15 protein-coding genes and 1 riboswitch are annotated in these 15,616 nt (G+C 45.3%); of the genes, 6 read left to right on the forward strand and 9 right to left on the reverse strand.

The genetic code is table 11. From position 1 onward, the window contains the following. Positions 1 to 221: 221 nt before the first annotated feature. The 9 genes from V1501_RS12085 to V1501_RS12125 all read right to left on the reverse strand — a co-directional run bounded on the left by V1501_RS12085 (position 222) and on the right by V1501_RS12125 (position 9,158). Positions 222 to 1,346 (reverse strand): CAP domain-containing protein, encoded by a 1,125-nt coding sequence (locus V1501_RS12085; protein WP_409288419.1) that lies wholly within the window; start codon positions 1,344 to 1,346, stop codon positions 222 to 224. 431 nt (positions 1,347 to 1,777) lie between these two features. After that, positions 1,778 to 2,647 carry a proline iminopeptidase-family hydrolase gene (locus V1501_RS12090; protein ID WP_409288420.1) on the reverse strand — a complete coding sequence of 290 codons (870 nt, stop codon included), beginning with the start codon at positions 2,645 to 2,647 and terminating at the stop codon, positions 1,778 to 1,780. A gap of 115 nt (positions 2,648 to 2,762) precedes the next feature. Then, entirely contained in the window at positions 2,763 to 4,652 is a 1,890-nt protein-coding gene (locus V1501_RS12095; RefSeq protein WP_409288422.1) for a fructose-specific PTS transporter subunit EIIC, read from the reverse strand. Continuing rightward, on the reverse strand, positions 4,653 to 5,576 hold the full coding sequence (pfkB, locus tag V1501_RS12100; RefSeq protein ID WP_409288424.1) for a 1-phosphofructokinase: 924 nt from the start codon (positions 5,574 to 5,576) through the stop codon (positions 4,653 to 4,655). Beyond that, positions 5,573 to 6,325, reverse strand: a complete 753-nt coding sequence (locus V1501_RS12105; protein ID WP_409288425.1) for a DeoR/GlpR family DNA-binding transcription regulator — start codon at positions 6,323 to 6,325, stop codon at positions 5,573 to 5,575. The genes pfkB and V1501_RS12105 overlap by 4 nt, the downstream gene beginning before the upstream one ends. Before the next feature lie 161 nt (positions 6,326 to 6,486). Beyond that, positions 6,487 to 7,209 carry a FixH family protein gene (locus V1501_RS12110; RefSeq protein WP_409288427.1) on the reverse strand — a complete coding sequence of 241 codons (723 nt, stop codon included), beginning with the start codon at positions 7,207 to 7,209 and terminating at the stop codon, positions 6,487 to 6,489. Between the two features lie 144 nt (positions 7,210 to 7,353). Continuing rightward, positions 7,354 to 7,905: a CBO0543 family protein gene (locus V1501_RS12115; protein ID WP_409293336.1), complete on the reverse strand. Its 552-nt coding sequence runs from the start codon at positions 7,903 to 7,905 to the stop codon at positions 7,354 to 7,356. Further along, the gene (locus tag V1501_RS12120; RefSeq protein ID WP_409288429.1) at positions 7,895 to 8,371 is read right to left on the reverse strand and encodes a hypothetical protein; all 477 of its coding nucleotides are present in this window, start codon (positions 8,369 to 8,371) and stop codon (positions 7,895 to 7,897) included. The genes V1501_RS12115 and V1501_RS12120 overlap by 11 nt, the downstream gene beginning before the upstream one ends. A gap of 1 nt (position 8,372) precedes the next feature. Then, positions 8,373 to 9,158 (reverse strand): hypothetical protein, encoded by a 786-nt coding sequence (locus V1501_RS12125; protein ID WP_409288430.1) that lies wholly within the window; start codon positions 9,156 to 9,158, stop codon positions 8,373 to 8,375. Between the two features lie 149 nt (positions 9,159 to 9,307). Between V1501_RS12125 and V1501_RS12130 the strand changes: the two genes are divergently transcribed. From V1501_RS12130 to thiE, 6 genes are all read left to right on the forward strand, one after another. Then, complete coding sequence (locus V1501_RS12130) at positions 9,308 to 10,831, forward strand: spore germination protein (protein WP_409288431.1); 1,524 nt, start codon at positions 9,308 to 9,310, stop codon at positions 10,829 to 10,831. Between the two features lie 21 nt (positions 10,832 to 10,852). Beyond that, positions 10,853 to 11,944: a GerAB/ArcD/ProY family transporter gene (locus tag V1501_RS12135; protein ID WP_409288433.1), complete on the forward strand. Its 1,092-nt coding sequence runs from the start codon at positions 10,853 to 10,855 to the stop codon at positions 11,942 to 11,944. Next, positions 11,941 to 13,017 carry a Ger(x)C family spore germination protein gene (locus V1501_RS12140; RefSeq protein ID WP_409288434.1) on the forward strand — a complete coding sequence of 359 codons (1,077 nt, stop codon included), beginning with the start codon at positions 11,941 to 11,943 and terminating at the stop codon, positions 13,015 to 13,017. Before V1501_RS12135 ends, V1501_RS12140 begins: the two co-directional genes overlap by 4 nt. Before the next feature lie 77 nt (positions 13,018 to 13,094). Beyond that, positions 13,095 to 13,203, forward strand: a riboswitch (TPP riboswitch). A gap of 130 nt (positions 13,204 to 13,333) precedes the next feature. Next, positions 13,334 to 14,137 (forward strand): hydroxyethylthiazole kinase, encoded by an 804-nt coding sequence (gene thiM / locus V1501_RS12145; RefSeq protein WP_409288436.1) that lies wholly within the window; start codon positions 13,334 to 13,336, stop codon positions 14,135 to 14,137. Between the two features lie 13 nt (positions 14,138 to 14,150). After that, complete coding sequence (gene thiD, locus V1501_RS12150; protein WP_409288438.1) at positions 14,151 to 14,963, forward strand: bifunctional hydroxymethylpyrimidine kinase/phosphomethylpyrimidine kinase; 813 nt, start codon at positions 14,151 to 14,153, stop codon at positions 14,961 to 14,963. Then, the gene (thiE, locus tag V1501_RS12155) at positions 14,944 to 15,606 is read left to right on the forward strand and encodes a thiamine phosphate synthase (RefSeq protein WP_409288440.1); all 663 of its coding nucleotides are present in this window, start codon (positions 14,944 to 14,946) and stop codon (positions 15,604 to 15,606) included. Before thiD ends, thiE begins: the two co-directional genes overlap by 20 nt. Positions 15,607 to 15,616 lie beyond the last annotated feature (10 nt).

Here is a 15,616-nt window from a genome sequence, read left to right on the forward strand (position 1 = left end):
CCCAGAGCCGGGGTTTTTTTGCAATTTTAATTTGTAACAATAATTATGTTATGTCTACCTTTTCCTGAAATTGCATGCAGCCATATGATTCTTGCAGCTCCCTCTTTTCCACAGAAAAAAACCATAGAATCGATACTTTTTTAGGACCGTACCGATACCATGGTGTTTTGTTGTGTTCTAATAGTCAGCGGGCACCTTTTTGGTTCCCCGCTCTTCTCCTGCTATTCTGTAAAGAAGTTCTGAGTATAATAGGGCTGTGATTCTTCATTGAAAGCCACTCCCACACCAAGCCGCTCATAATCCTGTTTCAGAATGTTTTCCCTGTGGCCAAGCGAGTTCATCAGCCCTTCATGGGCATAGACACTGCTGAGCTGCCCATAAGCGATATTTTCACCTGCCGTCCGGTAGCGGATGTTATCTTCCTTCATACGGTCAAAAGGCGATAACCCCTGGAGGTTGGTATGGTCAAAATAATGGTGTACAGCCATATCGGCGCTATGCTTTTGCGCTGTCTGCTTAATGTGGGCATCCCATGTCAATGGGCCGAGCCCATGCACTAGCCTTGAAGCGTTGACCAGATCAAAAAGCTGGTATTCAAAGCCTGCTTCCAATCCCTTGTCTGGCCTGGCATAAAACGTTCTTTTGTGCTGCTCGATATCTTTCCTGATTATTTGGATGGCGGTCACCGTATTTTCTTGATGTTTATCATAAAAAATCGTGGTATATGTTCCTCCAAGCAGATACGTATCATAATCCCTCTCTTTAGGGATGAGGTAGGATATGAGCCCTTTCTGTATCCTGTCGAGCGGCTTCCCAAGTTTCCTGGCCGCCTCAGCCTTATTGCTGCCATATTCAATTCCTTTTGTAGAAGTGATTAAATCCTGATTTGTGTATAATCCTGCTGCCTTATTGTTTTCATCATAGGAAACCATTGTAAACCGTTGATAATCCTGATGGTAAGCCGACCATTTTAATCCATATTCATTATAAGTCTCCCGTTTTGGCTTTCCCAGCCGCTTTTCAATTTCTGAGCGGGTATCTCCCAGTTCGATATTATAAATTGAAAACACTTGATTTTTTGGAGCTGAAAGTGCGGGTTTATCTAAAAGCTTTGTCTCAAATTGATCCTTCTTTTCTGGTATTTCCTCAACAGACTGTTTCAGCTTTTGGGCTAAATCACCAAGTCCCGAGGCAGTTTCTTCAATCTTTTTGGCTAGATTTTCATCTTCCCTTAAAGACGTCAATTTTGCCTTTATATCCTGTAAGCCGCTTGGAAGGTCCTGGCTGTCCTTTAACAAAATCCATGAGAATGAAACCAGTATAATCAAAATTAGTATTCGTTTCATATTTTCACCCCTTACCATTCTTGCCAGCACTGCAGAGAACAAACCCTGAAGATAGAGTACTATATATTGTACCCTAGACTTCGCATGCTGAACAGGATTATGCGGTCCAGCAGCTGGAGCCAAAATAAAAAGAGATATTTTCTCAAACACCGCCCTGTAACGGATTTTCAATGCATACGGAATCTACTGATGGAACTTATAAAAACAGCAGCGTTTTAGAAAAAAACCTGTGTTTTCTGTCCTCAGCTCTAGCATTGAAAGGAACCCGGTCAAAAGCAGGAGCAATTACAATAAGGCGGTAGACCGGAAAAAGGTACAGGCCGAAATGCCGGCAAGATTGATGAAGTTCACACCCAGATTATGCAAGCCTTTTTACATAGCTCCGCCCCTTTTCCACAAAAAAGCGGTTCTCTGGCGGAACCGCTTGTAAATCAATTTTCTGTTCCCCTAAGAAAGCCACCCACTATTTCCATATATTCTTCCGTCTGCTCAAGATACGGAGTATGTGAGCTTTTCTCAAACACATGGAAATCAGAACGGGGGGTCAATTTGCTGAAGAATTCGGTGGATTCAGGTGTAGCTTCATCATATCGTCCGCACAGGTAAAGGGCTGGCAGCGACAGTTCACCCAGCCTCGGCGTCGCATCAAAATCTTTTAAATTGCCCGTTACACAAAATTCGGAAGGCCCCCACATAAGTTTGTAAATTTCTGAGTTTCCAAGCTTCATCCCCTTGACTGAGACATCTGGAAGCGGGTCGATCCGGCATAAATGCTTCTTGTAATACTGTGTTGATGCATCTCTATACTCCTGGCTGTCTGTAGTCCCTTCAGCCTCACACCGGTTGATGATTTCCTGGATCTCCTGGGGCATATCAAGCAGCAGCCTTTTTTGGTCGTCGGCCCACATGGCGGCACTCAGGCACGGACTTGAGAATATTGCGCTTTTGACCCCTCCAGGTTTTGTCAGGAGGTAGGCAGCCAATAGAGTGGTGCCCCAGGAATGTCCTAATATGTGTACAACATCTAGAGAAAGACCTTTCCTGACCTGACCCAGTTCTGTGACAAAACGGTCAATATGCCATAAATCAATATTTTCGGGACGCTCCGAGTATCCTCCGCCAAGCTGGTCATAATAAATAATATCCCGTTCTTCTGCTAATTCATCAAGTGCCTCAAGCGGCAGATGGGAGCTTCCCGGGCCCCCATGAAGAACAAGAAGGGGCACCGCAGCCTTACCGCTGCAAATTCGCCGGTACCAAACCCTGCCTCCAGTTACATCTATAAATCCCTCTTCAATCATGTGTGCCTCTCTCCTGTCTTATGTAATTTAGTCTATAATTATATTTTACTATAACTCTTCCAATTTTCGCTCACAAAAAAAGCGGCCGCAATGTTTTGCGGCCACCCTTCTTACGTCATTTAACTTCCGGCTTCTTTTTCCACAGCCCAAGCAAAATGGCTGTTATTGCAGATCCAATTAATATGGCAAGAATATAAAGCAATTTATGATTGACTGCCAGGAATATGGCGAAAATCCCGCCGTGCGGAGCCTGCAGTGTTACATTAAAGAACATAGTCAAGGCACCAGCGATGGCTGCACCCGCTACAGAGCTGACAATGACGCGGAGCGGGTCTGCCGCTGCGAATGGAATGGCTCCTTCGGTAATAAAAGATGCACCAAGGAAGTAGTTTGTGACTCCGGATTTCCGTTCGGAATCCGTGAATTTGTGTTTAAAGAATGTGGTGGCAAGGGCAATTCCCAGCGGAGGCACCATACCTCCCGCCATTACCGCTGCATGGGCACCCAGGCTGCCTGCTTCGATGGCTGCAATGCCAAAGGTGAAAGCAGCTTTATTGATTGGCCCTCCCATATCCACCGCCATCATGCCGCCAAGGATGATGCCAAGGAAAATTTTATTAGTTCCGGAAAGACCGTTCAGCCATGAAGTCATTCCTTTATTTATAGCTGTAACAGGGTCGTTGATGACAAACATCATGATCAATCCAGTGATCAGGATCCCAAACAGAGGATAAAGCAAAACCGGCTTCAACCCTTCAATCTGCTGCGGCAGTTTATTGAATACCGCTTTCAAGCCGAGAACAACGTAACCTGCGAGGAATCCAGCAATCAAGCCACCGAGGAATCCAGCACCAGCCTGCGCAGCCAGAAGTCCGCCTACCATCCCGGGTGCGAAGCCAGGCCGGTCAGCGATGCTGCTTGCTATGAAACCGGCAAGCACGGGGACAAGGAAGAAGAATGCACCGCTTCCTCCGCCAATATCCATGAGAGCTTTTGCCAAAGGATGGTAACTTGGATCATCTGGATTGGCAGAATTAATCCCAAACAGGAAGGAAAGGGCAATCAGGATACCGCCGCCGACGACGAACGGCAGCATATTGCTGACACCGTTCATCAGATGCTTATAAATCCCCGAACCCATTGAGCCGCCGGATTTAGATTCCTTGCCAGGGCTGCCGGAACCTTTGTAGATCGGAGCATCCTGTCTAAGCGCACGGTCGATAAGTTCCTGCGGCTTTCTGATTCCCTGGGCAACCGGCACAATGATGACAGGCTTGCCATTGAAACGGTCCATTTCCACCTGCTTGTCAGCAGCTACTATGATGGCTGCGGCTTCGTCAATTTCAGCCTGAGTTAACCCATTTTTAATCCCGGTTGAGCCGTTAGTTTCAACCTTGATATCCACACCCATTTCCTTAGCTTTTGCTTTCAGTGCATCGGCTGCCATATAAGTGTGGGCAATTCCCGTAGGGCAGGCAGTAACAGCAAGAACACGTTTGGATGGAATGGAAGACTGTCTTTCACCTTGAGGTTCTTCGTCTGCGAGCGCTTCCTTTTCCTTTTGATCAATGACTGCCACAACTTCATCTGGTGACGATGCTGCCAGAAGCTTCTTCCGGAACCCTTCATCCATCAGCAGGGTGGAAAGGCGTGACAAAGTTTCCAGATGCGCATTGTCTGCCCCTTCACTTGCTGCGATCATGAAGACTAAATGGACAGGCTGACCGTCCAGTGATTCATAGTCGACTCCATCTGCTGACCGGCCGAAACAAATAGAAGGTATCCTGACAGCAGCTGTCTTTGCATGCGGTATGGCTATTCCCTCTCCGATACCTGTTGTGCTCTGTTCTTCTCTTGCGGTGATGGCGGATAGGAAGCCTTCCTTATCGTTCAAGCGCCCTGCTTCGTCAAGCTTTGACGCCAACTCCTCAATCACATTCAGCTTTGATGAGGAAGCCAAATCGAGGATGACGGTATCCCTCTTCAATAAATCTGTAATTTTCATCTAAAAAGCCCCCTTTATTTCCTTAATTTCTATTTGCACTGCCAATTCATCAATCAGTTCTTTTTCACCCAGATCCTGAGAAAAGGCTGTGGCACTTCCGGCAGCAATCCCATATTTGAACGCCTTCAGAATATCCTTCGACTCCTCATACATTCCTGTAAAGCCAGCCACCAGGGAGTCCCCGGAACCAACTGAATTTACTACCTTCCCAACAGGGACATTAGCGCTGTATGAGACTGCATTGGTGCATAATACAGCGCCGTCCCCTGCCATGGATACAATCACATTCTGGGCACCAAGCTCTGTCAGTTTCCTGCCGTACTCCACGGCATCTTCCACACAGCTGATTTCCGTGTCAAAAAACCCGCCAAGTTCATGGTGATTCGGCTTAATCAAAAAAGGCTTGTACTTCAGGAGTTCCAGCAGAGATTTACCGCTCGTATCCACAATAAGCTTGATTTCTCTTTCCGCACAAATACCGGCAGCGGTTACATAGAACTCATTTGGCATTGCAGGGGGGATGCTTCCGGCAAGAACCAGGGTGTCATTGCTGTTCATCTCTCTAATTTTCGCAAGCAGCATGTCACATTCAGCTTTTGAAATGTGGGGGCCGTTTCCATTTATTTCAGTTTCTTCCCCTGTTTTAAGTTTAATGTTGATCCTGGTGTCCTCAGAGACATGGATAAAATCCATCTGGATTTTTTCAGCTCTCAGCGAGTTTTCAATAAATGCCCCTGTAAATCCTCCTATATATCCAAGTGCTGTATTAGATGTGCCAATCCTGTTCAGGACACGGGAAACATTTATTCCCTTTCCCCCGGGAAATTTTGCTTCTGATTTAATCCGGTTTAATGAATTCAGCGCAAAATTTTCGACTTCCACTATATAATCAATCGATGGATTTAAGGTTACTGTATAAATCATGCTGTCACTGCCTTTATTTTTGGATTTCTTAAAAATGGTTCAAGAGCCGGCTCATCAGCTGAATCAGTAATTAGCAATGCCTGGCTGATATCCGCTGCCTTAGCAAAAGTCGTTTCATTCAGTTTAGAACTGTCAGCAAGCACAAAGGCTTCAGTGGATAACTGAATTGCGGTTTTCTTAAGTAAAGCTTCCTCAGGATCTGGTGTTGTATAGCCCAGTTCCGGATGGACACCATTCATACCAAGGAAACATTTATCAAAACGGTACTGTGATAAAAATTGGACAGCGGCGCTTCCTATTATGGCATTTGTAGTAGACTTGACCGTGCCTCCCACTATCATGGCCGGAATACCTGCAGCCGCCAAGGTCGGGATATGCATGATGCCATTCGTGAGAACGGTTACATTTTTTTCCTTTAGATAAGGGATGATTTCTGCCGTGGTTGTTCCGGCATCAAGATAAATGCAGTCGCGGTCTGCAATATACCCGGCGGCTTTTTCAGCTATTTTTTGTTTCTCTTTCTTGAATTTGTTTGCTTTTTCGTCCAGTGCGGGTTCGAAACTCATACGCTTCAGCAATGCGGCTCCGCCATGTACCCGCTTCAGCAGCTTTTTTTTCTCTAGCACAGCTAAATCGCGCCTGATTGTAGCCTCTGATGCACCGGTAATTAGAGACAATTCCGTCATTTTAATGGTTCCCTGATCTTTTAATAGAGAAAGAATTTTAAGATGTCTTTCATCTGCGAGCATTCTCAGCACCTCGTCTTTACAATTTTATATTATCCGATTTTTTTTAAAAAATCAATCAAATTCAATCAATAACGATCAGAAACATTTAAACTAAATAAAGAACCCTTCAAATTCAATCAAACAGATAGAAAAAAGAGGAGAGCTGTTCGCTCTCCCCTTATTTACTGTATTGCCAGCTTTTCCAGCTGGTGTTCATGAATTCCTTCTTTTTCAAAGTGAATCTTGATATTGTAGTCACCAGCAGCTTTAAAGACATGTATTGCCTGGTAAACTCCTTCTCCTGCCGCCTTCGCTTCCACAAAATCATGCTTGTCTGAACTATTCTGCCAAATTTCAAAGCGGACATCTGCATCATCAAGTGCCACATTATTATTCTCGATGTGGACAGATAATTTGAGGTCCTCTCCTGTTTTGGGTTCAGGGGGCGGAGAAAAATGGAGCAGGGTATTCGAATCATGCTGATGTACATGATCAGAATGTTTGGCCCCGCCGTTACCGGCCACCGTTATGTTCCGGCTTGGCATACTATGCAGATTCCGGGCTGTTACATGGGAAATCACTGTATATTTCCCTTTTTTATCAAAGGCCGCAGAGGCTGTATAAATACCTTCTCCAAGATTATTAGATGCAAGCATCTCAGATTCCGATGATCCTGGTTTCCTGATTTCAAATTCAACCTCATCAGCATCCTCTACCTTATTTCCGCTCTGGCTCACTTCAGCCTTCAGTGTGACTTTTTCATTTACTTTTGCAGTGTCCTGAACTATAAGCGACACCTCCAGCGGGTCTGGAGTTTTGCTTTCCTGCTTATCTCCTTTTTCATTGGCACAGGCGGCCAGGAGCACTAAAAGACTAATCAAAAAAATGGTTTTAAATTTCTTCATCGTCATCCCCAGCTTCTTTATATATTCATTCAATTAGTAAGTATACCTTAATTCCCATCTGAAATATGTGAAGAATCTAAGAACAGATGGAAATTCAAAGGCTGGAAAATCGCAGACAAAATAACGACGAGGAACTTGGAAGAACTATGTCTCCTTTATTCTGAAAATGAAGGCGGTGAGAAGCTTGTTGATCATGAAGATAAGAACGAATCCAAGGAACGCATATATATGTTTCCAGTGATAAATTCGGAACATACCAAGCTGAATGAACAACGGTTCAAATATGAAGGAAAATACCCCAGCCAATACGGCAGACGCAATTAAATATGCCTTCCAGGATATAAAGTATTGATAACAGAGCATGCCGAGTATCGGGATGACGACAAGGTCCGCTGGAACCAGGATGGGGAGCATTGGGAACAGTAAATCCGGATAACTCCACAGAACCATGTTCACTCCAGTCGTATCAAGGAGTGTGGAACAAAGAGCACATAATAATCCGTAAACTAGAATTTCCTCTAAACGCCGCTTGTCCGCCAGTTTCCACCAGCAAAACAGGGGCAGGATAACAGATGCGGCGAGAATCCACCAGTTAAGGCTGAACACATCATCTCTTAACCAATGATCCATGGCTGTATCATTCAATTGGACGCGCAGGCGGTGAATGGCATTATAAGATGGAAGGTTAATGTACATAGTCAAGGGGATGCTCCTTTACCAATGCGATTCCCATTGCTCTGTTATCCCATAAAAGACTTTCAATCCGGGCAGCGGAATCATCTTCACATTCAAGCATAATCACTACTTCGGACAGCTTTTTTTTACCGGATTTAATCTTTTTCAGCTTATGTTTCTGAAGGGTCAGATCAATTATAAGACCTAAAACGAATCCTGAGCCTGCACCTATCAAACCCCAATAAACCGGCCCCCAATCCAGGATGAATCCCCGGCTTGCTCCTATAACGGAAAAGATCACTGCAAGGAACATCCCCTTATTCAGAAATGTCACCCCATCGGATTGATGCAGGGAGTCACCCAGGATCCCCTCCTCCCTGCTTGTATCAAGGGGTATTGCAGCCACCCGTGTGATCCCCATTTCCTCTAAATTGGCCAATACCAGCTCTACATGAATGGAGTGGTCGAAAGTTGCTATGATTTGCATATCAATTTACCCACCTCCCTTTCTTCACTCTAAAGGCCGGCCCTTGATATCTTTGCTTCAGAAACCTCTGCTGTTCCATTTCGAAGAGCTTGTTATTTTCCACCGATCTTGTATGGCTTTCATATATGTTAAAAAAGTAAAGAGACGGCAAGTAAAGGAGCCACTGGGGATCGACCATGGCTGTGGATCCGGCAATATCCCCTAAAAGGAGGAGGTGAAAAGCTTCTAAAAAATGAGAATAGTGCACAATGAGAAGAGTCATGATCAGGGCAAATAAAGCCGAAAAAATATGATTAAGATAAAATTGCCCGAGGCCCGGTACAGCCATGGACCATAAGACAGCAACCAGAGGCTTCCTTTTTTCCAGGTAATTGATTTCAAAAGGAGATATTACCTGGACTTCCACCATTTTTTTTCTCTTTTTATCCAAATAATAAATATTATTCATTTCTACGGTAGAACGGTAACTGTCCCAAATGCTGAACAAATAGATAGGGATATATAAATAGAGATAATTCAGGTTCAGGATGCTTGTGGCATTAGAGAAGCTCCCTGTGAATGTATAAATCATAGCCTGGTTTAAATTCGTCTCCTGATTAATAAAAAATTCCCAGGATATCAAGGCATAGCCGCGTATATATTTGTTTAAAAGAAGATGTCCATACCCTGGAAATGCCATGGACCATAGGGCAACCATCACCGGACTTCTGGCGTGTATGGCAGAAGTTCCCCATAAGCTGAGCTTCGCGGATTCCCTCCTATTTTTCCTGCTATTAAAAGCGGCCATTGCCCTGCACCTCCTGGCAGTTGAGATATTCCTTATCGTCCCAAAATCTGCGGTGTCTTATTCGCTGCCCTTGGCGTTTAATAAGATAGGAAAAACAAAATAGATTCGACAGTTTTGGGGCAGATTATCTTTATGCGGCGGTATCGAAAATGCTTAAGAGAAAGGCATGGAAAACACCTATGAAGTGGCTCTTCAATAAGAACTCCAAGAATACCGGCAAAAAAGAGCTTACCCTGAAGGAGCTCCTGAATATATGCGGGGAATCCAAAGATTATATAAACTTTCAGCATGGTTCGGAATATACTGTTGGTTACTTTAAATCAATGGTAGACACAGTCACCATCCACCAGGATATCCTCCCCTCTCTCTCAGAACAAAAAGTGGACAGCCTGGAGCAGCTTAAGCTGGTGATGCCGGTTGAGGATATTCAGATTACCAAGGATGTTTCCAAGATAGAGGAGCTTCTTTTAAACGGAAGCATCCTGATTCAAAAAAAGGGCGTAAAGGACACCATGATGGTTCCCGCGTCCTCTAAGGAAAAAAGGGCTATTACAATACCCGAAAACGAATATACAGTCCTCGGGCCAAAGGAAGCCTTCGTCGAGTCCCTTGAAACAAATATAAACCTGCTCAGGAAGCGTCTGCCGATCCCCCAGCTATATGTAAAGACATTAAAGGTGGGCAAACTGACAAAAACTGAGGTAGCCATCATGTATATTGAGGGCATTGCCAACCGTGAATTGATAGAAACGGTTACCAGCAGGATTGAGTCGATAGAAATAGATCAGGTAGTGGATACTGCGTATATCACCCAGATGATTGAAGACAACAATACATCCATGTTTCCGCAGCTTATTGAGACTGAGCGGCCTGACAGGGTTGCTGCAGTCCTTTCAGAAGGCAAGATTGCTGTACTGGCAGACGGGTCACCAAGTGCCATTACGGGGCCGACAACCCTCGTCGAATTTTTCTCTGCCTTTGAAGATTATTTCCTTACCTGGCATATCGCTTCGGCGTTCAGGCTGATTCGTTTATTTGCCGTCATGTTTTCCGTCCTTTCCACACCTCTGTATGTGGCAGTACTCACCTATCACTATGAAATGATACCTGAAGACCTGCTTTATACATTAATCTCATCGAGAAGCGGCATTCCGTTCCCTCCGATACTCGAAGCCATCATATTGGAATTGACCATTGAGCTGCTGAGAGAAGCAGGATCAAGGCTTCCTTCAAAGGTCGGCCAGACAATCGGTATCGTAGGCGGTATCGTAATCGGGACTGCCGCCGTCGATGCCGGGCTAACAAGCAACGTACTCCTGATAGTTGTTGCATTGGCAGCGCTGGCATCCTTTACCACGCCTGTCTATAAAATGAGTAATACGATCAGGCTCCTGCGCTTTCCATTCCTGGTATTCGCCCAGCTTCTGGGATTATTAGGGATATCAATATGCTTTGGATATATAATAGTACACCTGTTAAAACTCAAATCATTGGGCACTCCATATATTAATCCGGTTTATCCACTCCGATTGTCGGATCTTAAGGATGCATTATTCCGGCTCCCTTTCCGGGACCAGACTACCCGTCCTCATGCAGTCCTGTCAAGGGAGCCTGCACGAGCTCACCCGAGCCGGCCGCTTAAGCCGGACAAGAACAAGGACATTGACGAATGATGACTAGAAAGGAATAGTGACATGCTTCCGAAACCAGCAGAAAACAAACTAGTATCCCCTTTCTTTGTTTTCTACATCATCCATGCCATGCAGGTCGGTGTAGGAATTCTTGGCTTTGAGAGATATATTTCCAAGGTAGCAGGAGAGGATTCCTGGGTGTCCATAATTCTTTCAGGAATATCCATTCATGTTTTGGTATGGCTCAGTTACAAGATTCTGAACCGGGGTCAGAACGACATTTTTGTCATACATAGGGATGTTCTGGGTAAGTGGGCAGGGGGCTTTATAAGCTTCTATTTAATTTGCTATATCACCATCTTTGCTATCATCATCCTGAGGAGCTATGTGGAAGTCATTCAGGTCTGGATGTTTCCTGACCTGCACGCCTGGTATCTTACGATGATCCTGCTTGTCCTTGTATACTATGCTGTGATAGGCGGCTTCAGGGTCATTGTAGGACTTTGCTTCCTTGGGGTCATCTACTCCCTGCCCCTGCTTCTATTGAAGGCTTTTCCTCTTAAGGAAGCACATTTTTCCAATCTTCTTCCTATATTTGACCATTCTGTCCTTGACCTCATAAAGGGAGGAAAGATTATGACGTTCAATTTCCTTGGCTTTGAGACTCTTTTTTTCTTTTATCCATTTATAAAAAAACCGGAAAGTTCCCATAAATGGGCGCAATTGGGTGTTCTGTCCACTACCTTGATTTATGTCATTACAGCCTTGGTCAGCTTTGTTTACTTTAGCCAGGAGCAGCTCTTTCACACCGTGTGGCCTACCCTGAGTTTATGGCAGACGGTAAATCTACCATTTATCCAGCGATTTGAATATGCAGGCCTGTCCATCTGGCTGTTTGTGGTCCTGCCGAATATCTGCCTGATGACCTGGGCGGCGAGCCGGGGTATCAAGCAGATGACCTCAATAAAGCAAAAGCACAGTTTGGTTTTCATTCTTTTAATAACTTTTATTGCCTGTACCATCCTAAGTGACCGGGGCGAAATTGACATGATTTCTACCTGGATTAACCGCCTGGGATTCTATACGATTTATTTTTACATCCCCTTTCTGTTCTTCTTTCAGAAATTCAGGGATAGGCCGGGGCAAACAACATGAAAAAAGGAATAGTATGGTCTGTGCTTGTGATCCTGCTGATTGGGGGTCATACTCTTGAACCGGTAATCCTTGAGGATGTCCAGCTTGTCTCTATTTACGGGTATGACTATGTGGATAAAAATACGATAAAAGGCGTCATCAGTTCTCCGATTATCCCAATGGTAGAAAATACGCCGCCAAAAAACGAAATTTTTGCCGCCAAGGGACACACGAGTAAAAATACCAGGCAAAAATTACAGGCGGAATCACCAGAGCCGCTTGTGACCGGCCGCCTCAACACCCTGCTGTATAATAAAAAGATTGCAAAGAAGGGGATCCTTTCACTTATCACCACGATGGGCCGGGACCCAGCCCTCGGAAGGGCAACGGCCATGGCAATTGTAGAGGGAGAAGTTGAAGACCTCCTCGAATATGAATATAAGGTGACTGAAACTTCTGCTCAGTATGTGGAGGAACTTCTGAGTCATAACTCCAAGGATGTGATTCCGAAAACCAATCTTCATTCTTTTCTTGATCATTACTATTTGAGGGGCCAGGACCCATTCCTTCCCCTGATTAAAAAAGAAAAAGACAGAATCAGGATTAAAGGAATCGCACTCTTTTATAATGATCGCTATGTGAGCTATATCCCATATAAAGAATGTTTTGTGTTTAAGCTGCTTTATGAAAACTTTAATAATGGAATGTATGAGTTCAAGCAGGATGGAAATTACGTAACGATTGAGAACCTGTTTTCAAAGAATAAAATCAGAATTTCTGATGGCAATGGTTCACCAAAAGCACATATAGACATTTCTATTAAAGGAAAAATAACCGATGCTCCCCGTTTGGTGCTGACCGATAAAAAAGTTGTCTCCAAGATTGAAACAGCACTCGAACAACAGATTAAGCGACAGGCATACGGCATGCTAAATCAATTCAAAAAAAAGAATATCGACCCTCTTGGGCTCGGTGAACTGGCAAGGAGCCAGACCTATCACTTTGACTTTCAAAGGTGGGAGCATCACTACAAGGATCTCCCCTTTTCCGTGAATGTCGAAGTGGAAATTACCCAAACCGGTACGATCGAATAAAGGGGACAGTCCCCTTTTTCCAGGAAATCGCTTTACTATTTTCCTGATTCGGGCTAAGATGTGAATAATCAAATAATTCGAACTGCTAGGGGTGCCCGGTGCCGGGCTGAGAGAAATGCTTATGCTTTTTAACCCTTCGGACCTGATCTGGATTATGCCAGCGTAGGAAAGTGGTGAAGTGAAAGAGGGTACATCCCTTTTTATTTTGCAAACAAGCCGGGTCCAGTAGAGGATCTGGCTTTTTTTGGCTTCCTTCATACTCCTGGATATAATCCGAAGCGGTCATAAGCGGTTTTTGTAAAAGGAGGATATCACAATGGAAAAAGAAGAAATCGGCAGGATGCTCGAAAAATTGAGGGCCCGCTCCCCGCTCGTCCACAATATTACCAATACGGTCGTCTCAAACTTTACGGCAAACGGTTTACTAGCGATAGGAGCTTCCCCAGTCATGGCACAGGCACCTGAGGAAGCAGCGGAAATGGCGGAGGCATCAGATGCTTTGGTGCTTAATATTGGCACTCTATCCAGCCAGCTCATAAAAGCTATGATCATAGCGGGAAAAGCCGCAAATGGAGCTGGAGTCCCGGTCGTTCTGGATCCTGTCGGGACAGGGGCAACGGAATTCAGGACTAATGCAGTCAAGCGGATAATGGGTGAAGTGAAAATCTCCATACTCCGCGGCAATGCCGCCGAGATAGCCAATGCTGCAGGAGAAAACTGGGAAATCAAAGGAGTAGACTCTGTGGATAGTGAACGGGATATGCACACCCTTGGCTTAATGGCTGCAAAGAAATTGAACACAACCATAGTCATTACCGGCAAGAATGACATTGTCACTGACGGCTCTACTGCCTATGTAAATCATACCGGGCACCACCTCCTTACAAAGGTGACCGGGACAGGATGCCTGCTGACTTCCGTCATTGGTGCATTTTCTTCTATTGAAAGCTGCACTGTGAAGGCTTCACTTGGTGCCCTGACTCTCTATGGGGCTGCTGCCGAAAGGGCGGCTGCAGCTGCAAGCGGTCCCGGAAGCCTCCAGGTATTATTCCTGGATGAATTATATAATCTGGACCCTAATGAGGTACAGAAACAAATTTCATACACCAAAACGAAATAAAAGGAGCATGATCATGAAAAAAGCATTGACCATAGCAGGGTCTGACAGCGGCGGGGGAGCAGGCATACAGGCGGACATCAAAACCTTCCAGGAGCTTGGTGTATACGGGATGACCGCCATAACAGCCGTTACTGCTCAAAATACGAGAGGTGTTCAAGCAGTCTCGCCGGTCGATCAGATGCTTGTTGAAGCACAGATTGATTCAATAGCTTCGGACATAGGGGCTGATGCAGTCAAAACCGGGATGCTCTTCAGCAGTGAAATCATCAAGGCAGTTTCTGAAAAAATAAAACTATATAAATGGGATAATGTGATCGTCGATCCGGTAATGGTGGCAAAGGGCGGCCATACTCTCCTGCAGCTTGAAGCTGTGGAAGCCCTGAAGAAACACCTGCTGCCATTATCCCTGCTTGCTACCCCCAACATACCAGAAGCTGAAGTCCTGACCGGGCTTTCTATTCATACACTGCATGATAAAAAAGAAGCTGCACGGCGCATCGTTGATTTAGGAGTTAGGAATACAGTCATTAAGGGGGGGCATGAAGGCAATTCCACAGAGTCAATTGATCTCTTATTCGACGGTACTTCCTTTGAGCAGTTCCCGGCCCTCCGTATTGCAACGAAAAACACCCATGGAACAGGCTGCACTTTTTCGGCCGCCATTACAGCAGAGATCGCCAAAGGAAAAGAACTGAAGGAAGCAGTTCAAACCGCCAAGCAATTTATAAGTGCAGCCATCCGGGAAGCATTGGATATCGGAAGCGGCCATGGGCCCACCAATCACTGGGCACACAGAAAAGGAGCAAATGATGTACGATTCGGCTGAAATTAAGGAGATGCTCCGCCTCTACTTCATCATGGGTTCCCAGAACTGTGTGACAGACCCCGTCACTACACTTCTTGAAGCAATCAGCGGAGGCATAACTCTCTTCCAGTATAGGGAAAAAGGTCTAGGAGCCCTCCTGGACCAGGAGAAGAAAGACATGGCCCGCAAGCTTCAGAAAATCTGCCGGGAAAGCTGCATTCCCTTCATCGTAAATGACGATATCAATCTGGCATTGGAATTGGATGCAGACGGAGTTCATATTGGCCAAAAAGACGAATCTGCCTCATCTGTACGGAAAAGAATCGGCAGTAAAATCCTTGGTGTGTCTGTGCATACCCTTGAAGAAGCACAGTCTGCCCTGGATCATGGTGCTGATTATCTCGGCATCGGTCCGGTCTTCCCTACTCATACAAAGCTGGATGCAGAGCCGGTACAGGGCACTTCTTTGTTAAAAAGCCTGCATGTTGCCGGAATAACCATCCCTATTGTGGGAATAGGAGGAATTACCTGTCACAATGCCAGACAAGTGATCTGTGAAGGGGCCGACGGCATCGCCGTGATATCAGCCATCAGTCTTGCAGTTTCCCCAGAGAATGCTGCCATGGGATTAAAAACAGCCGTCCTCTCCACACTGCGCAGGTAATAGCTGTCCA

The organism is Paraperibacillus esterisolvens, from assembly GCF_046237625.1.
GTDB lineage: Bacteria > Bacillota > Bacilli > Bacillales > DSM-1321 > Paraperibacillus > Paraperibacillus esterisolvens.